Genomic DNA, 17,736 nt, shown 5'->3' on the forward strand with positions numbered 1-17,736 from the left:
CAGGGTGTTCAAGCGATCGGCTCGGGAACGCGCCGACCGGCCATCGGGAAGGCGTCGCGCAGGGCTTTGTCGAACCAGCGGTCGGCGTGGAAGGCGGTGAGGAGGCGACCGCCGCGGGACCGGCCCGCCATCGCCACCGCGGGCGCCTGGGCGAGCAGGTCGACGCCGAGCGCGCGAATGGCCCGCTTGGCCCTCTCGTGCCACTCCTGCTGGCAGGTGGTGGGGTCGGTGTCCGGGCCCAACCCGCCCACCCAGGACCGGAACAGCGGGTCCAGCGCGTCGTAGGCGGATTCCAGGGCGCGGGACCGGGGCCCGGCGTGCTCGCCACCGGACGCTTCGACCAGGTTGGCGGCGAGCGATCCCAGCGCCTTGGCCGCCGCCTCGGCCGCGGCCACGCACGCGAGGACCACCGCGGTGAGAGCGGCGGCGTCCTGGGTGAGCAGCATCGCGGCGACCGACATGCGGTCCTCGACGATTTCGTCGACGACCGAGTTGTTGCTGCCGTAGAGCACGCCCAGGGTGTGCAGGTGGACCGGGTAGTCGGCGGGCAGTGCCTCCTCCACCCTGAGGCGCCCCACCCAGCGAACCACCCCGGGTGAGAGCCGGGGAGGCGGTTCGCCGCCGCCCGGGGAGGCGGTCGCGGCCGGGAGCATGGCCTGCAATCCGCGCCAGATCGCCCGCGAGGGGTCGTGCTCCAGCGGCATGTAGACGGTCGCCTGCTTGTGCTTGGCCTCCTGGGCCTTGCTGCGCCGCCACGCCGTGTGCGGCTCGAAGCGGTTCAGGTTCTGCGGGGTGAGCCGGTCACCGTTGCAGATCAGCACACCGGTGACCTCATCACCGGTGACGGCGAGGCGGATGCGGCGGCTCGGCCAGGTGAACAACTCCACCGGGCCTGCGGGGGCGCGACCTCCAGGCACCTCTTCAGCGGCACCGAGCACCGGCCGCTCCCACACCGGGAGGTCCTCCCGATCGGATTCGGCCCGTTCGAAGTCGGTGGTGACGAGGTTGAGCAGGAGCGTCTCGTGCAGGTTCCCGCCCTCGACCAGCACCCCGCCGAGGTGACCCGACCAGGCCTGGCCGATCGGGTACCCCTTGCCGCCCTTGACGCGCTCGTCGCCGACCGCGCCGGACTTGATGCCGGAGGGGTCGAAGGCCTGGCAGTGCACGACCCACCTGGCCGCCTCGGCGAACGAGAGGCTGAGCCCGCCACCGATGCGGGTGGTGAAGAAGGGGCGGCCGTTGGGCACGTCGACGATCAGCTTGCTCAGCTCGGAGAACTCGCCCTTGGGGGTGTGCAGGTCGGCCACCTGGAGGAACGGGGTGAGCGGGTGCAGCAGGTCGAAGCGCTCCCGGTGCTCGTCGAGGTAGCGCCGCACGGTGTCGACCGGGAGCCCCCCGGACCACATCCGCTCCCACTCGTCCAGGTCAGCGGGTCCGCGGACCGCGCGGTGCAGGACCGCCAAGAGCAGGCGGGTCACGGCGAAGACCTGGGTGGGCACGTCTCCGAGCAGGGCCACGACCTCCTTCGCGCGCCGCACGGTGTCCACCAGGGACAGCTCGACCACGTCGCCGTTGTCCAGCCTGACCAGGATCCAAGGCTGCTCGATCAGGTCGAAGGAGGGTTCAGAGTCGCTCATGCAGCAGTCCTCGGCGCGGGTCGTAGGTCAGGTGGAAATCGTGCAGGTCGGCTTGGCGGTCGTGGTCGAGCACGAGAACGAGCTGCCCCGCGAGCAGGGGGGTGAGGTCGAAGGAGGTGATGCGGGTCCGCTCCAACTCGGCGATGACGGCGTCGATGACCCCGCCGTGGCTCAACGCAACCGGCAGCCGCACCGAGCACGCCGACACCACCTTCGCCTGCGCCCGGGGCACCTGCTCGAACAGCGGGAGTTGCTCACCGCCGCCCTTGACCCAGTCGGGCACCAGCAGTCCACCGTCCGCATCGCGTTGGACGACCAGGACTTCGAGCGATTCCGCGCCGTCACGCACCTGGGCCGCGCCCCGCACCTCGTCCTTCGCCTCGCCCGCCCCGGCGACCAACCAGCCCACCAGCGAGCCGGGGTCGACCGCTCGCCCGACCAGGAAGGCGTCCGCGGCCTCGGTCCGCTGCCGCTGGCTCACCAGCGCCACCGACGCGGCGGCGGCCATCGCCCGCTGCCAGGACTCGGGGCCGAGCACGCCTTCGCCGTAGCCGCGCTGCACGAGCGGGGCGATGTCGTCGGGCAGGACGATCCGGTCGCGGTCCACCAGCAACGCGGCCGAGCGCAGCAGTGTCTGATCACCGTAGACGCGACGCGACCCCGGCACCGGCGCCACCGGACCGGCGGCCCAATCCTCGACGCCGACCAGCGCGCACCGCGGCGCCCGCAACCGGTCGGGGCGGACACGGTCGTGCCGGTGCAGCCTGCCCAGGCGCTGGAGCACCAGGTCGATGGGCGCCAGGTCGGTGACCATCAGGTCGAAGTCGACGTCGAGGGACTGCTCGACCACCTGCGAGGCCACCACGATGTGCAGGCCGGGCCGATCGGCGCCACCGGGGCCGAACCGGCGCACCAGGGACCGGTCGATCTCGGCGCGGTCGCAGGCCAGGAAACGGGAATGGGCGATGGTCACGGCGTCGGCACCGAACTCGGCGGCGAGCCGCTCGGCGGTCTCCTGCACGCGGGTGACGGTGTTGCGCACGACCACTGCGCACCCGCCGTCAACGAGGTTTTCCCGGAGGTGGGAGACAAGCGTGTCCAGATCGTCGGCGAGCCGGTCGAGGTGGACGGCGGTGGGCACAACGGTGTCGTGGACCGGTGTCGACCCCGCGGCCGTGGTGATCGCCGGATAGCCGGGATGGCCATCGGCGATCGTCGCAACCACTCCCTTCCCCTCGGAGTAGGCGCGCACCAACTCCGCGCGGCGGGCATCGGGCAGGGTGGCCGAGAGCAGGACGACCGGGACACCGTAGGCGCCGAGCCAGTGCAGTACCCGGTGCAGGTAACGGGACATGTAGACGTCGTAGGCGTGCACCTCGTCGATCACCACGACCTTGCCCGCGAGCGCGAGGTGGCGCAGCATCAGGTGCCTGCTCTTGAGCCCCGCGAAGAGGACCTGGTCGATGGTGCCGACCACGAAGGACGCGAGCCCGGCCTTCTTCCGCCCGCTGAGCCACTGGTGCGCGACCGCGCCGCAGTCGTCGTCGCCCTCACCGACCCCGACGTAGCGGCCACGGCGGACCAGCCCGGAGTACTCGTCGTTGAGGTGCGCCTTGCCGTGGGCGAGGGTGACCGACACCGCCGCGTCGGCGGGCAACCGGTCGATCCAGTGGCGAACCCGGCTGAACATCGCGTCCGTGGTCGCCTGCGTCGGCAGGGCGAGGAAGCACCCGTCGGCCCCGGTCCGGTGGGCGAGCACCTCTGCGGCCAACAGGGCCGCCTCGGTCTTGCCCGACCCCATCGGCGCCTCGATCACCACGATCCCCGGCTCACCCCCCTCGGCCACGGCGACGGCGGCCCGCTGCACCGGCCTGGCCGAGGGCTTGTCGAACCGCGCCCGGAAAACCGCATCGGGGTCCCCACCCAACGCGGTCGCCCGCCACCCGCGCGGGAGGGCCAACCGCCCCCAACCGTCGGCCACCCGTCGAGCGGTGACCTCGTCGTCGGGAAGGGAGGGAGGCCAGTGCAGGGGCCACAACGGGAACAGCTCGGAGTTGGACGCGATCCAGTCGGCGACGATGACAACCCCGGTCAAGATCACCTGCGTCGGCACACTCAGGTCCGACGTCGAGAACTCCCCGAGCCCGGGGAACCGGTCGGCCGCGCGGGAAAGCAACGCGGCCCGCACTGTTCCCCAGACCCCGACGCCCGCCAGCTCCGCCCGGTCACCAGCGTTGGCCAACTGGTCGCCGTTCGGCGTCATGCCGTGGTGACTGCCGACCACCGATGCGAGTTGACCCGCAATCCGCCGGTCGAACCCGCGACCCCGAAGCCAATCCCGCACGGCCAGGTGACCGACGAGGGCGTGGTTCACCGCGCCCCGCTGGGGATCATGCTGGAGCCGCAGGTCGACCACGAGACCCGCGTGTCGCATGTGGTCGAGGAGGCCGTCCGCCCGCACTGCGGTCGCCTGCACGGCGAACGCCGGACTGGCCTTCCCCACGTCGTGCACGCCCGCGAGCCACTGTGCGAGGTGGACGACACCCTCCCGACCACCGGGGAGTTCCCGCGCCATCCGAGCGATCACCAAGGGGGACAACCACTCCCGGACGAGCAGAGCGGCAACACCGGCGGTGTCATCGAGGTGCTGCCACAACGGCAACCACTCGGGGGCTGACCCATCAGGATCGAACTCGGTCTTCGCCCAGACGGTCGCCCAAGCGTCCACAAGCGTCGTCAAGATCCCCCCATCAAGCGTTCGGCGTACTGCCGTCTCAAATCCCCAGACCCCTCGATTTCGTTTCGGGATCAACCCGGATTCACCCGAATGGCCCCAACGAAGCAAACCAATGCCCCAGACAGCAGACCCCCGACAGCCCTCATCCGATCTGTCCGACCCAGAGTCATAGCACCGGCCACCCAGCACCCCGGCACCACGCCGACCATGTCGTCCGGGCCACCCCAGTGATCAACCGACAAGCATCCGCGACAGCACCAGCACACCCATGGGCACCCTCTCGGTTTCGATCTCCATCGAAGGCGATGCAACGATGACGCTTCGCAGCGAAAGCGAGACCAGCGGGTCCGAGCCACCCACCCACACCTTCCACCCCATGATCACACGGACGGGGTTCGCGCACCGACAAGATGCCTGTCAGCCAACAGTGCAGCCGAACGCATGCGATGGATGCCAGGAGGCGGTCTTGCCCAACTCACATCCGCAGCCGCTACGGCACGAGACAACCAGAATCAATCTACTATCACAGAGTGTGACCATGTCGCTACTTAAGTCTCTGGCTCGCTTGAAAGTGATGCTAAAATCGCTCCAAGCGTCGTAAACGTCCAGGTCAACAAGTGTCTTCCCCGCGCGAGCGGGGCTGTTCCCACCTCGGAGCACAGGTCTGCGGCGGTGCGTCAGTCTTCCCCGCGCGAGCGGGGCTGTTCCCATTCGACACCGAACCACGCTCGACCAACAATCGTCTTCCCCGCGCGAGCGGGGCTGTTCCCCCCGACCCGACCAGAGCAGCACTGGTGGCGCTGTCTTCCCCGCGCGAGCGGGGCTGTTCCGTCTTGTACACCCCCCGCCCCACCACCCACGGGTCTTCCCCGCGCGAGCGGGGCTGTTCCGCTCAAGGACGTCCAGCCGGGCCGGGGCGGGCCGTCTTCCCCGCGCGAGCGGGGCTGTTCCCTCCGTGCCCAAGGCCGCTGACTGCCAGGCTTCGTCTTCCCCGCGCGAGCGGGGCTGTTCCGCTGCGACACGCCTCGACGCCGGAGAAGCCTCCGTCTTCCCCGCGCGAGCGGGGCTGTTCCGGCGGCGCGCTGGCGGGTGGAGCGGGTCGGGCTGTCTTCCCCGCGCGAGCGGGGCTGTTCCCGCCCCGAGGAGCCGCTCACGCTGATCGGCGGGGTCTTCCCCGCGCAAGCGGGGCTGTTCCGTCGGTGCTGATCACCCATGCGTCCTGCGGGCCGTCTTCCCCGCGCGAGCGGGGCTGTTCCCCCGATAAAGACTTCTCGCGCTTTGCGACACTTGTCTTCCCCGCGCGAGCGGGGCTGTTCCGCAGCGGGCGGGGGTTCAACGGAGGTGCAGGGCGTCTTCCCCGCGCGAGCGGGGCTGTTCCCAGCTCGTGCCGAGGGTCGAGTAGCTCAGCACGTCTTCCCCGCGCGCGGGGCTGTTCCCGGGCCTGGGTTGGTGGTCGGATTGGTGAGCGTGCGCCCCCCGCGCGAGCGGGGCTATTCCGGCCGAGCTGGCCGCAACCGATGTAATCGCCGAATTCTCGATCGCCCGAGGGATGACAGTGCAATTGCCATGGCGTAAATCGCGTCTCGGCAACACACCCACGGCCCCATTGGCAATCGGCAGTGTGCGTGTCATCCGGCTGAAGGCTGAACACAGTGACACTGCCGGGTGACCTCAACCTGCCCGAAGGATGCCGGGATGGAACTCTGATCCCGAGCATCGGAGCAGACGATGGCCACTGCGGAAACCGGCGGCACCCAGCGCACCCTCCCGGACGGCCGGGTCGAACTCACCGACCCGTCCGGCATCGAGGGCAGCCGGTTCCACAACGCCGAGTTGGCGCCGGTGCCGGTGGCGCAGCGTACCTGGACGACCTACAACTACTTCGCGCTGTGGATGGGCATGGCGCACAACATCCCCAGCTACACCCTCGCCGCCTCGTTGATCGCGTTGGGGATGAGTTGGGTGCAGGCGTTGATGACGATCGTGATCGGCAACCTGATCGTGTTGGTGCCGATGCTGCTCAACAGCCACGCGGGCACCAAGTACGGCATCCCGTTCCCGGTGTTCGCCCGGGCGTTCTTCGGGGTGCGCGGGGCGAACCTGGCCGCGCTGCTGCGGGGGTTCATCGCCTGCGGGTGGTTCGGCATCCAGACCTGGGTGGGCGGGCAGGCGGTGTACGTCATCGTGGGCAAGCTCGCCGGGGCCGGGTGGGTGGACGCGGCGCGGGTGGCCGGGCAGCCGTGGACGCTGTGGGTGAGCTTCCTGCTGTTCTGGGTCGTGCAGATGGCGATCATCTGGCGGGGGATGGAGGCGATCCGGCGGTTTGAGAACTGGACCGCCCCGCTGGTGTCGGTGGGGTTCCTGATCCTGCTGGGGTACGTGCTGGTCAAGGCCGGTGGGTTGGGGCCGATCCTGGCGGCGCCGTCGAAGCTGGGGTGGGGTTCGGGGTTCTGGGCGGTGTTCGCGCCCTCGCTGATGGCGATGATCGCGTTCTGGGCGACGCTGTCGCTGAACATGCCGGACTTCACCCGGTTCGGTGGCGGGCAGAAGACGCAGGTGCGGGGGCAGGTCCTGGGGCTGCCGACGACGATGACGTTCATCGCGGTGGTGGCGATCCTGACGACCTCCGGTGGGCAGCTTCTCTACGGGGAGGACCCGGACCTGTGGGACCCGGCGCTGCTGGCCGCGAAGTTCGACAACCCCGTGCTGGTGGTGATCGCCCTGGTGGCGCTGGTGCTGGCGACCGTCTCGTGCAACCTCGCGGCGAACGTGGTCAGCCCGTCCTACGACTTCTCCAACGCGTTCCCGAAGCGGATCACCTTCGCCGCGGGTGGGCTGATCACCGGGGTGATCGGGATCGTGATCATGCCGTGGCGGCTGATCTCGGACCCGGGCATCTACATCTTCGCCTGGCTGGGCTTCTACGGCGGGGTGCTCGCGGCGATCGCGGGGGTGCTGGTCGCGGGGTACTGGTTCGTCCTGAGGACCCGGCTCGACGTGGCCGACCTCTACACCGAGGGGGGCCGCTACTGGTTCACCGGCGGGTGGAACCCCAAGGCCGTGCTGGCGTCGGTGGTCGGTGCCGTGCTGGCCGTGGGCGGCGCGTACGGCGGGCCGTTCCCCGACGACGGGCTGATCCCGTTCCTCAAGCCGCTCTACGACTACAACTGGGCGGTCGGGTTCGTGTCCGCCCTCCTCGTCCACACCATTGTGTCACTGCCCAACCGGGACAACTCCCGCCCACAGGAAGGGGAAGTCCGTGTCTGACGTCGTCAGGGCCGGTCTCATCCAGCAGAAGTGGACCGGCGACAAGGATTCGATGATCAGGGCCGCGGTGGACCACATCGCGACCGCGGCGTCGCAGGGCGCCCAGGTGGTGTGCCTGCAGGAGCTGTTCTACGGCCCGTACTTCTGCCAGGTGCAGGACGCGGACTACTACTCCTACACCGAGGGCATCCCCGACGGCCCGACGACCGAGCTGCTGTGCGAGGTCGCGGCCCGGCACGGGATCGTGATCGTCGCGCCGATGTACGAGCAGGAGCAGGTGGGCGTCTACTACAACACCGCCGCGGTGATCGACGCCGACGGCACCTACCTGGGCAAGTACCGCAAGAACCACATCCCCCAGGTGAAGGGGTTCTGGGAGAAGTTCTACTTCCGCCCCGGCAACATGGACTACCCGGTCTTCGACACCGCCGTGGGCCGCATCGGCGTCTACATCTGCTACGACCGGCACTTCCCGGAGGGCTGGCGGGCGCTGGGCCTGGCCGGGGCGAAGATCGTGTTCAACCCGTCGGCGACGAGCCGGGGGCTGTCGCAGTACCTGTGGCGGTTGGAGCAGCCCGCGGCGGCCGTGGCGAACGAGTACTTCGTCGGCGCGATCAACCGGGTCGGCGTGGAGCCGCTGGGTGACAACGACTTCTACGGGCAGACCTACTTCGCCGACCCGCGCGGGCAGCTCGTCGGGGAGGCGGCGTCGGACACCGAGGAGGAGGTCGTGGTCCGCGACCTGGACATGGGGTTGCTCGCCGAGGTGCGGGACCTGTGGCAGTTCTACCGGGACCGCCGCCCCGACAGCTACGACTCGCTCACCAAGCCCTGAGAGGCCCACGGATGCGCACCATCATCACGGGAGGGACCGTCGTCAACGCCACCGGCCGCGCGCACGCGGACGTGGTCGTCGACGGCGAGGTCATCACCGCGGTCACCGCACCGGGGTTGATCACCGAGGCGGACCGGAGGATCGACGCCACCGGCAAGTACGTCATCCCCGGCGGCATCGACGCGCACACGCACATGGAGATGCCCTTCGGCGGGACGTTCTCGCACGACACCTTCGCCACCGGCACCGAGGCGGCGGCGTGGGGCGGCACCACCACGATCATCGACTTCGCGGTGCAGGCACGCGGCACGTCGCTGCTGTCGACGCTGGACAAGTGGCACGCGAAGGCGGACGGCAACTGCGCCGTCGACTACGGCTTCCACATGATCATCTCCGAGGTGGACGACGGTTCGCTCAAGGAGATGCGGCCGTGCATCGACGCGGGGGTGAACAGCTTCAAGATGTTCATGGCCTACCCCGGCGTCTTCTACTCCACCGACGGCGACATCCTGCGCGCCATGCGGCGGGCCACCGAGACCGGCTCGATGATCATGATGCACGCGGAGAACGGCATCGCCATCGACCAGCTCGTGGCGCAGGCGCTGGCCGAGGGCCGGACCGCCCCGGTGGAGCACGGGCTGACCCGGCCGCCGGAGCTGGAGGGCGAGGCGACGTCGCGGGCGATCGCCCTGGCGGGGGTCACCGGGGCGCCGCTCTACATCGTGCACCTGTCGGCCCGGCACGCGCTGGAGGCGGTGGCGGCGGCCAGGAACACCGGGCAGAACGTGTTCGCCGAGACCTGCCCGCAGTACCTGTACCTGTCGATCGAGGACATGGCGAAACCCGGTTTCGAGGGCGCCAAGTACGTGGCCTCGCCGCCGCTACGGACCAGGGACCACCAGGCGGACCTGTGGCGGGGGCTGCGGACCAACGACCTGTCGGTGGTCTCCACCGACCACTGCCCGTTCTGCTTCGCGGACCAGAAGGTGCTCGGCAAGGACGACTTCTCGAAGATCCCGAACGGGATGCCCGGCGTGGAGCACCGGATGGACCTGCTGCACCAGGGCGTGGTGGCCGGGGAGATCACCCTGGAGCGCTGGGTGGAGATCAGCTCCACCACCCCGGCGCGGATGTTCGGCCTGGCCGGGCGCAAGGGGACCATCGCCCCCGGGGCCGACGCCGACGTGGTGGTCTACGACCCGGCGGCGACGCAGACCATCTCCGCGCTGACCCACCACATGAACGTGGACTACTCCGCCTACGAGGGCATGGAGATCACCGGCAGGGTCGAGGTGGTGCTCTCCCGGGGTTCGGTGGTCATCGCCGACGGCGCGTTCCACGGGAAGCCCGGGCACGGCCGATTTCTGAAGCGCGATCTTTCCCAGTACCTGCTCTAGGAGGCTCGGCATGGACTTCGGTGTGGTGTTGCAGACCGACCCGCCCGCGAGCGACGTGGTGCGGCTGATGGTGGAGGCCGAGCAGCGCGGGTTCAGCCACGGCTGGACGTTCGACTCGTGCGTGCTGTGGCAGGAACCGTTTGTCATCTACTCGCAGATCCTGGCGCAGACCCGGTCGCTGGTGGTCGGGCCGATGGTGACCAACCCGAGCACCCGCGACTGGTCGGTGACGGCGTCGCTGTTCGCCACGCTCAACGACATGTTCGGCAACCGCACCGTCTGCGGCATCGGCCGGGGTGACTCGGCCCGCCGGGTAATCGGGCAACGGCCCGCGTCGCTGGCGGTGCTGCGCGAGTCGATGCACGTCATCCGGGAGCTGGCCGAGGGCCGCGAGGTCGAGCACCACGGCGGACCGGTCCGCATCCCGTGGGTGCGCGACGGGCGGCTGGAGGTGTGGATGGCCGCGTACGGGCCCAAGGCGCTGAAGATGGTCGGCGAGCACGCTGACGGGTTCATCCTGCAAACCGCCGACCCGGCCATCGCCGAGTGGACCATCGGCGCGGTGCGCGAGGCGGCGGGCGCAGCGGGGCGCGACCCCGGTGGGATCACGGTGTGCGTCGCCGCCCCGGCCTACGTCGGCGACGACCTGCCGCACCAGCGCGACCAGTTGCGCTGGTTCGGCGGCATGGTCGGCAACCACGTGGCCGACCTGGTCGCCCGCTACGGCGAGTCCGGGCCGGTCCCCAAGGAGCTGACCGAGTACATCCGGGGCCGCGAGTCCTACGACTACGCCCACCACGGCAAGGCGGGCAACCCGTCGACGGACTTCGTGCCCGACGACATCGTGGACCGCTTCTGCCTGGTGGGTCCCGCCTCGGCGCACGTGGAAAGGCTCCGGCAGCTCAAGGAGCTGGGCGTGGACCAGTTCGCGGTCTACCTGATGCACGACGAGCGGGAGAAGACGCTGGCGGCCTACGGGGACGAGGTCATCCCGGCCTTGCGCTGACCAGCCCTCACAGCACGCGGGCGATCCGCTCCAACACCGGCACGCCCCGATCGCCGGACACGAGAACGGGTCGCGCGACGGGGAACGGCGCATCCTCGTTGACGATCTCGAACACGGCGACGCAGCGTGCGTCAGCCGAGAGGAAGAGGTCGCAGTCGACGAGGTACGAGCAGTGCTGCTCGTCAGCGGGGTTCCCCTTGGTGATCTTCTGGTCGGCCTGCAGGAGGTTCACCGCCCACCTCACCCACTGCCTGCGCAGGGCGTCGACTCGCACATCCTGCAACCAGAACCTGGTGAAGTCCTCCGGATCCGCGCGCAGTCGCGCGAGGTCGACGTGAGCCCCCACCCAGTCGGCAGTGGTGGTGTCCTCTCGCGTGAGCAACGCCCGAGCGGTCACCTGGACCAACTCGTACCAGTGGAACGCCCGGGCGGCGACCCGCCAGGGTTCGACCGGCCGACCGTCCCACCCGGGTAGGTGACGGCCCGCGTCGGCCGCTTCGTGGACCATCAGCCCGGTGAGCGGGCGCAGCGGGGCCTTGTCCTGGAGGAACAGGCTGCGCTGCCGCTTCTGGGTGGCAATGACGTGGTCGTGCTTCTGCGTGTTCGCGACCTCGTACCGGTGCAGAGGTGACGAATCCCGGCTCGCCTGCCGCCAGATCGCCTTCGTCCAGAAGCCATGCAGTGAGGCCACTCGCGCGGTGTCGGGCATGGCGCGCAGCCACGCGGGCCGCAACCGCTTGACCTCGGCGACGACCTCGGCGGCCTCCGACTCGGCCTCGGTGCTCAACCGGTGGCGAGAACCCCGTACCAGCGCGTGGACGATGCGCCCTCGGGCTTCAGCTGCCGAGGCGGGCATCCTGAGGACCTCCATGAGGATGCTCGGCGGCATCAACACCCGCAGCGAGTGCGCGGCCATGAGCCGGGTGAACTCGTCCACCACCCCCTCGTCCCCGATCGAGGACCAGAGATTGGTATCGAGGATCACCCGCACGTCGGCCATTCAACCGATGCGACCCACGGGTTGTCGACCGAAATGCCCCCGGCAGCCTCGCCTGTGGCAGGGCGGTCGGTTGGCAACGCCTGCCTGCGGTCAGGCGATGACCTGCGCCAGGGTGTCGACGGCGTGGTCGACCTCGGCTTCGGTGACGACCAGCGGCGGGGCCATGCGCAGCGTGGTGCCGTGGGTTTCCTTGCACAGCACACCGCGCGCCATCAGGTCCTCCGACGCGGCGCGGCCGGTTCGGTCGGTGAGTTCCACGCCCGCCCACAGGCCGCGGCCGTGGACACGGGTCACGCCGTGGCCGACGAGGTCGCCGAGCCTGCCGTGCAGGTGGGCGCCGAGGGTGGTGGAGCGCTCCTGGAACTCGCCGGTGGCCAGCAGGCGCACCACGGCCCGGCCGACGGCGCAGGCCAGCGGGTTGCCGCCGAAGGTGGAGCCGTGTTCGCCGGGGCGCAGCACGCCGAGCACGTCGCGGCGGCCGACGACCGCGGAGACGGGGAGGATGCCGCCGCCGAGGGCCTTGCCCAGGGTGTAGAGGTCGGCGCGGACGCCCTCGTGGTCGAGGGCGAACAGGGTGCCGGTGCGGGCCAGGCCGGACTGGATCTCGTCGGCGACGAGCAGCACGTCGTTGGCGTCGCAGAGGCGGCGGACGGCGGGGAGGTAGTCCACCGGCGGGACGACCACGCCCGCCTCGCCCTGGATGGGTTCGACGAGGACGGCGGCGGTGCGGTCGGTGATGGCCGCTTCCAGCGCGGCGGTGTCGCCGTAGGGGACCACGCGGAAACCGGGGGTGAACGGGCCGAAGCCCTCGCGGGCGGTGGGGTCGGTGGAGAAGGAGACGATGGTGGTGGTGCGGCCGTGGAAGTTGCCGCCCACCACGATGATCTCGGCGGTGTCGGCCGGGACGCCCTTGACCTGGTACGCCCACTTCCTGGCGACCTTGATGGCGGACTCGACCGCCTCGGCGCCGGTGTTCATCGTCAGCACCAGGTCGGTGCCGGTCAGCTCCGCCAGTTCCCGGCAGAACAGCCCGAACTGGTCGTGGTGGAACGCGCGGCTGGTCAGGGTCAGCTTCCCGAGCTGGTCGACGGCGGCGGCGACCAGCTCGGGGTGGCGGTGCCCGAAGTTGAGCGCCGAGTAGCCTGCCAGGAAATCCAGGTACCGCCGACCGTGCACATCGGTCACCCAGGCCCCCTGCGCCTCGGCGACCACCACCGGCAGCGGGTGGTAGTTGTGCGTGCTCCACTCCTCGGCCAGCGCGATGTGGTCGGGCAGGGTGGTGGCGGGGGGCACGGTCGCGGTCATGCGACCAGGCTAGGCGCACGCGGGCGTCGGTTTCAGCCGTCGGGTGTTGCTTGTGGCGTGCATTCGTTGCGCGCTGACCGACTCTGGCGCGGGTTCGTTGCATCCACCCGGCTACGCTCTCGGGCATGGCGAAGAAGACGGTCCCGTCCGTCCGGGACGCGCTGCGGGTGCGCCCCGGCTCGGGTCTGCACCTGGGCCCGCGCGACACCCCGGTGGGCCCGGCGACCAAGGCCGAGGCGGCCGACCTCCTCGCCGCGACGGGCGACCGGCTCGCCGTGCTGCAGGAGGCGCTGTACGCGGAGTCCCGGCGCTCGGTGCTGCTGGTGCTGCAGGGGATGGACACCTCCGGCAAGGGCGGCACGGTCTCCCACGTCTGCGGGCTGGTCAACCCGCAGGGCCTGCGGATCACCTCGTTCAAGGCGCCGACGCGGCAGGAGCTGCGGCACGACTTCCTGTGGCGCGTCCGCAAGCAGGTGCCCCCACCGGGGTACATCGGCGTGTTCGACCGCTCGCACTACGAGGACGTGCTGATCGCGCGGGTGGAGGAGCTGGTGCCGCGCGAGGTGTGGGACGCGCGGTACTTCGCGATCAACGAGTTCGAGGCCGAGCTGGCCGAGGCGGGGACGACCGTGGTGAAGGTGTTCCTGCACATCTCCCCGGAGGAGCAGCGGGAGCGGCTGATCGCCCGGTTGGAGACCCCGGCCAAGCAGTGGAAGTACGACCCGGCCGACCTGGTGGCCCGGTCGCGGTGGACGGAGTACGAGGAGGCCTACCGGGCGGCGCTGGAGCGGTGCGGGACCGCGGCGGCCCCCTGGTACATCGTCCCCGCCGACCGCAAGTGGTACCGGAACTGGGCCGTGGCGAACGTGCTGCTGGAGACGCTGGAGGAGCTGGCGCCGACGCCGCCCGAGCCGACCTACGACGTGGCCGCGGAGCTGGCCCGGATCACCTACGCCGACCCCTGGGGCTGATCGGCGCCCCGGGGCGACCGACCAGTGTGGACGGACCGGGGCCTCGGGCATAGTGGAACCGTGGAACGAGACCGCCTGCTGCCCCGACCGCTGCGCGGTCCCGCCGCCGCGGTGGCCGCGGTCTGCTTCGCCGCCGTGCTCGCCCTGGGGCTGCCGGTGGCGGGCCAGGCCGACGCCGGGGCCGCGGACGCGGCGGTGACCGGGGCGGTGGACCGGGTGTTCGCCGGGGTGCCCGGCGTGCTGGAGCCGCTGTCGTACTCGACGCACCCCGCGGCGATGGTCGGGCTCATGGTGGTGCTGGTGGTGATCGCGCTGCGGCTGCGCAGGCCGCGGGTGGCGCTGCTGGCGGTGGCCGGGCCGGTGCTCACCGCCGCCGTGAACACCTGGGTGCTCAAGCCGCTGTTCGACCGCACGCACGACGACTACCTCGCCTACCCGAGCGGGCACACCGGCACGCTGGTGTCGATCCTGGCGGTGATCACCCTGGTGGGCGCGGGCAGCGCCCCGGCGGGCACCCGGCTGCGGACCGCGCTGCTGTCGGGGGCGGCGGGGCTGGTCCTGACCGCGGTCGCGGCCTCCGCGATCGTCGGGCTCGCCTACCACTACCCGAGTGACACCGTCGGCGCGCTGTTCTGGGCGGTCGGGGCCGTGGTGGTGGTCGCGGCGGGGATCGACCGCCTGCCGGTGCCCCCAGGATCGGCGGACCGACGCCCGGACGGCCCCGCCGGTAGCGTGGCGGCGGGTCGTCACCCGAAGTGGCGGGGGGACCACCGCGTGGCGCCCTGAAACCGGGGGCGTACGGTGCGTAACCTGGCAGAGCGGCCTTTCGCGACGGAGAGGATGGCGGTGACCGACACACCCATCTACGACCAGATCAACCAGGAACTCGGTTTCTCGGAGAGCAGGCACGACACGACCGAGACCGCTCCACGTCCCCGCAGGCAGTCGGGGGCGCGTGCGGCGGGGTCGAAGACCGGCGTGTCCGTGTGGGCGCTGATCGACGAGCACAAGTCCACCCCGACCGGCCGCCACACCTAGCCCCACCAGCCGGTTCCCGGTCGTTACCGCGGTTCAGTCCTGGGCGCCCGGCAACGACGCCGCGTCCCGGGACAGGGCCACCAGCCTGCTGACCGCCCGCAGGTACTTCTTGCGGTAGCCCCCGCGCAGCATCTCCTCGGTGAACAGCGCCGACACCGGTGCGCCGGAGACCACGACCGGCACCGCGCGGTCGTAGAGCCGGTCGGCGAACGCGACCAGCCGCAGCGCCACGTCCTGCCCGGACAGCGGTGCCACCCCGCGCAGGTGCACCGCGGTCACCCCGTCGACGAGCCTGCCGTAGCGCGAGGGGTGCACCCGGGCCAAGTGCGCGCACAGCGCGGTGAAGTCGTCCAGTGTGGAGCCCTCGACCCGCTCGGCGCTGGCGGCCAGGTCGGCGTCGGTCATCGGGTCGGGGGCGTCGGGCAGGCCGCGGTGGCGGTAGTCCGGGCCGTCGACCCGCACGACGTCGAAGCGGGCGGACAGCGCCTGGATCTCGCGCAGGAAGTCCTCGGCGGCGAACCGCCCCTCCCCCAGCTTGTCCGGCAGCGTGTTCGACGTGGCCGCCACGTGCACGCCCGCGTCGGTCAGCTCGGCGAGCAGGCGGGTGACCAGCATGGTGTCGCCGGGGTCGTCGAGTTCGAACTCGTCGATGGCCAGCAGCCGGTGCCCGGAGAGCCGGGTGACCGCCTCGCGGAAGCCGAGCGCGCCGACCAGGTTGGTGACCTCGACGAACGTACCGAACGCCTTGGGCCCGGGCACCGCGTGCCACAGCGAGGCCAGCAGGTGGGTCTTGCCGACGCCGAAGCCGCCGTCGAGGTAGAGGCCGGGCTTGCCCGGGTCGGCCTTGCCGCCGAACACCCGCTTGAGGAACGACCGCTCCCCGCCGGTGCCGACGCGCGCGGCGAAGGCCGAGCCCGCCTCGACCGCGGCGGCCTGGCTGGGCTCGTCCGGGTTGGGCACGTAGGTGTCGAACCGGACCCCGCCGAAGCGCGGCGGCGGTGCCAGCGCGGCGACCAGCTCGTCGGCGCCGATCTCGGGCTGGCGGTCGGTGAGTTTCCCGGCGGACATGCCGGGAGCGTATCCGCGTGCTTGGCTGGGCGGGTGCACAGGCTGTGGCCCACCTCCCCCGACGGTTCGCCCACTGTGGTGGACGACACCGCACTCGAACGGCTCTACGACTACCCCGAGGACCTCGACCGGCCGTGGGTGCAGGTCAACTTCGTGACCAGCGCGGACGGCGCGGTGGCCGTCGACGGGCACTCCGCGGGGCTGTCCGGCCCGGCGGACAAGAAGGTGTTCGCGCTCGGCCGCGACTTCGCCGACGTCGTGCTGGTCGGCTGGGGCACCGCCCGCGACGAGGGCTACCGGGGCCTCAAGCGCACCGAGACGCGGACCGACCGGCGGCTGCGGCGCGGGCTGGCGGAGCTGCCGCCGATCGCGGTGGTGACCCCGCGCTGCTCGGTCCCCCCGGACTCGCCGCTGCTCACCGACACCACCGTTCCCCCGATCGTGATCACCACCGGGGCGTCGGCGGCGGCCGACCGGGCCGCGCTCGCCGAGGCCGGGGCGGACGTCGTCGTGGCGGGTGAGCGCGAACTGGACCCGGTCGCGGCGCTGGCCGCGCTGGACGAGCGCGGGCTGCGCCGGGTGTGCTGCGAGGGCGGGCCGCGGCTGTTCGGGGACCTGATCGCCGCCGACCTGGTCGACCAGCTCTGCCTGACGGTGGCGCCGCTGCTGGCGGGCGGCGGGGTGGACCGGATCGCCGGGGGCGGCCCGGTGCCGGTGCCGCGGCGGCTGGCCCTGGCGTCGGTGCTGTCCGACGACGGCTTCCTGATGCTGCGCTACCGGCGGGGGAACTGACGCCGTGGCGCTGGACCCGGAGGCGTTCGACGATCTGGTGCGCGCGCACACCGACCGGATGTACCGGGTGGCGCTGCGGCTGTGCGGCGACCCGGCCGAGGCCGAGGACGTGGTCCAGGACGCCTGGATCGCCGCCTGGCGCGGCCGGGCGTCCTTCCGCGGCGACGCGGCCGTGTCGACCTGGCTGTACCGCGTGGTCACCAACACCGCCATGGCCCACCTGCGCCGCCGCAGGCCCACGGTGGCGCTCGACGAGGTGCCCGCGGGCAGGCTGACCGACGGTCGGCCGTCGCCGGAGGCGTGGGCGCTGCTCGGCGAGCGGGCGAGCGCGGTGCACCGGGCGATCGCCACCCTGGAGCCCTCCCAGCGCGTGCCCCTGGTGCTGCGCGAACTGGAGGGCATGAGCTACGAGGAGGTGGCGGGCGTGCTCCAGGTCAGCGTGCCGGTGCTGCACAAGCGGCTGTACCGGGCCAGGGTCGCCCTGCTCGCCAAGCTGGAGGAGCTGCGATGACCGACCCCCGAACCGAGCCGGGCGCCCTGCCCTGCGGGCGCGACCGGGCCGACCTGGTGGCGCTCGCCGCCGACGGCCACGCCGCCGACCCGGCCCTGGCCGACCACGCCGCGGCCTGCCCGCACTGCGCACCGGTGCTGGCCGCGGCGGAGGACGACTGGGCGCGGGTGCG

General features: G+C 71.4%; 14 protein-coding genes and 1 CRISPR repeat array. Of the genes, 9 read left to right on the forward strand and 5 right to left on the reverse strand.

Annotated features, from left to right (window positions below; all coding sequences use genetic code 11):
- Positions 1-8: 8 nt before the first annotated feature.
- Positions 9-1,637 carry a type I-E CRISPR-associated protein Cse1/CasA gene (gene casA, locus L6E12_RS26480; protein WP_236230624.1) on the reverse strand — a complete coding sequence of 543 codons (1,629 nt, stop codon included), beginning with the start codon at positions 1,635-1,637 and terminating at the stop codon, positions 9-11.
- On the reverse strand, positions 1,624-4,365 hold the full coding sequence (cas3, locus tag L6E12_RS26485) for a CRISPR-associated helicase Cas3' (RefSeq protein WP_236230651.1): 2,742 nt from the start codon (positions 4,363-4,365) through the stop codon (positions 1,624-1,626). Before cas3 ends, casA begins: the two co-directional genes overlap by 14 nt.
- Before the next feature lie 628 nt (positions 4,366-4,993).
- Positions 4,994-5,873: a CRISPR direct-repeat array (repeat unit 28 nt; unit sequence GTCTTCCCCGCGCGAGCGGGGCTGTTCC).
- Positions 5,874-6,102: 229 nt separating this feature from the next.
- Here cas3 and L6E12_RS26490 point away from each other — a divergent pair.
- Genes L6E12_RS26490 through L6E12_RS26505 form a run of 4 tightly spaced genes read left to right on the forward strand, consistent with a single transcriptional unit; the run spans position 6,103 to position 10,879 of the window.
- Positions 6,103-7,641, forward strand: a complete 1,539-nt coding sequence (locus tag L6E12_RS26490; RefSeq protein ID WP_236230625.1) for an NCS1 family nucleobase:cation symporter-1 — start codon at positions 6,103-6,105, stop codon at positions 7,639-7,641.
- Positions 7,634-8,476: a nitrilase-related carbon-nitrogen hydrolase gene (locus L6E12_RS26495; RefSeq protein WP_236230626.1), complete on the forward strand. Its 843-nt coding sequence runs from the start codon at positions 7,634-7,636 to the stop codon at positions 8,474-8,476. The genes L6E12_RS26490 and L6E12_RS26495 overlap by 8 nt, the downstream gene beginning before the upstream one ends.
- Before the next feature lie 11 nt (positions 8,477-8,487).
- Positions 8,488-9,873, forward strand: coding sequence for a dihydropyrimidinase (gene hydA, locus L6E12_RS26500; protein ID WP_236230627.1), 1,386 nt, complete (start codon positions 8,488-8,490; stop codon positions 9,871-9,873).
- A 10-nt stretch (positions 9,874-9,883) separates the two neighbouring features.
- Entirely contained in the window at positions 9,884-10,879 is a 996-nt protein-coding gene (locus L6E12_RS26505) for a TIGR03842 family LLM class F420-dependent oxidoreductase (protein ID WP_236230628.1), read from the forward strand.
- Positions 10,880-10,886: 7 nt separating this feature from the next.
- Here the strand turns inward: L6E12_RS26505 and L6E12_RS26510 are convergent, their stop codons facing one another.
- Complete coding sequence (locus L6E12_RS26510; protein WP_236230629.1) at positions 10,887-11,879, reverse strand: hypothetical protein; 993 nt, start codon at positions 11,877-11,879, stop codon at positions 10,887-10,889.
- Positions 11,880-11,969: 90 nt separating this feature from the next.
- The gene (gene rocD / locus L6E12_RS26515) at positions 11,970-13,184 is read right to left on the reverse strand and encodes an ornithine--oxo-acid transaminase (RefSeq protein ID WP_236230630.1); all 1,215 of its coding nucleotides are present in this window, start codon (positions 13,182-13,184) and stop codon (positions 11,970-11,972) included.
- A 125-nt stretch (positions 13,185-13,309) separates the two neighbouring features.
- Here rocD and L6E12_RS26520 point away from each other — a divergent pair, with 125 nt between their 5' ends.
- Genes L6E12_RS26520 through L6E12_RS26530 form a run of 3 tightly spaced genes read left to right on the forward strand, consistent with a single transcriptional unit; the run spans position 13,310 to position 15,193 of the window.
- Entirely contained in the window at positions 13,310-14,155 is an 846-nt protein-coding gene (locus L6E12_RS26520) for a PPK2 family polyphosphate kinase (protein ID WP_236230631.1), read from the forward strand.
- Positions 14,156-14,215: 60 nt separating this feature from the next.
- Positions 14,216-14,941 (forward strand): phosphatidic acid phosphatase, encoded by a 726-nt coding sequence (locus L6E12_RS26525; protein WP_236230632.1) that lies wholly within the window; start codon positions 14,216-14,218, stop codon positions 14,939-14,941.
- 60 nt (positions 14,942-15,001) lie between these two features.
- Positions 15,002-15,193, forward strand: coding sequence for a hypothetical protein (locus L6E12_RS26530; RefSeq protein WP_236230633.1), 192 nt, complete (start codon positions 15,002-15,004; stop codon positions 15,191-15,193).
- A gap of 33 nt (positions 15,194-15,226) precedes the next feature.
- Here the strand turns inward: L6E12_RS26530 and zapE are convergent, their stop codons facing one another.
- The gene (gene zapE, locus L6E12_RS26535) at positions 15,227-16,261 is read right to left on the reverse strand and encodes a cell division protein ZapE (protein ID WP_236230634.1); all 1,035 of its coding nucleotides are present in this window, start codon (positions 16,259-16,261) and stop codon (positions 15,227-15,229) included.
- A gap of 33 nt (positions 16,262-16,294) precedes the next feature.
- Between zapE and L6E12_RS26540 the strand changes: the two genes are divergently transcribed.
- Both L6E12_RS26540 and L6E12_RS26545 read left to right on the forward strand, forming a co-directional pair.
- Entirely contained in the window at positions 16,295-17,053 is a 759-nt protein-coding gene (locus L6E12_RS26540) for a pyrimidine reductase family protein (protein WP_236230635.1), read from the forward strand.
- A gap of 4 nt (positions 17,054-17,057) precedes the next feature.
- The gene (locus L6E12_RS26545) at positions 17,058-17,564 is read left to right on the forward strand and encodes a sigma-70 family RNA polymerase sigma factor (protein WP_308075326.1); all 507 of its coding nucleotides are present in this window, start codon (positions 17,058-17,060) and stop codon (positions 17,562-17,564) included.
- Positions 17,565-17,736 lie beyond the last annotated feature (172 nt).

Origin of the sequence: Actinokineospora sp. PR83 (assembly GCF_021056305.1) — a bacterium.
GTDB lineage: Bacteria > Actinomycetota > Actinomycetes > Mycobacteriales > Pseudonocardiaceae > Actinokineospora > Actinokineospora spheciospongiae.

Bases quoted from the DNA above. Each gene is read 5' to 3' on its own strand.
- casA (WP_236230624.1), bottom strand. From the start codon at position 1,637: ATGAGCGACTCTGAACCCTCCTTCGACCTGATCGAGCAGCCTTGGATC.
- L6E12_RS26520 (WP_236230631.1), top strand. From the start codon at position 13,310: ATGGCGAAGAAGACGGTCCCGTCCGTCCGGGACGCGCTGCGGGTGCGC.
- zapE (WP_236230634.1), bottom strand. From the start codon at position 16,261: ATGTCCGCCGGGAAACTCACCGACCGCCAGCCCGAGATCGGCGCCGAC.
- rocD (WP_236230630.1), bottom strand. From the start codon at position 13,184: ATGACCGCGACCGTGCCCCCCGCCACCACCCTGCCCGACCACATCGCG.
- hydA (WP_236230627.1), top strand. From the start codon at position 8,488: ATGCGCACCATCATCACGGGAGGGACCGTCGTCAACGCCACCGGCCGC.
- L6E12_RS26510 (WP_236230629.1), bottom strand. From the start codon at position 11,879: ATGGCCGACGTGCGGGTGATCCTCGATACCAATCTCTGGTCCTCGATC.
- L6E12_RS26490 (WP_236230625.1), top strand. From the start codon at position 6,103: ATGGCCACTGCGGAAACCGGCGGCACCCAGCGCACCCTCCCGGACGGC.
- L6E12_RS26505 (WP_236230628.1), top strand. From the start codon at position 9,884: ATGGACTTCGGTGTGGTGTTGCAGACCGACCCGCCCGCGAGCGACGTG.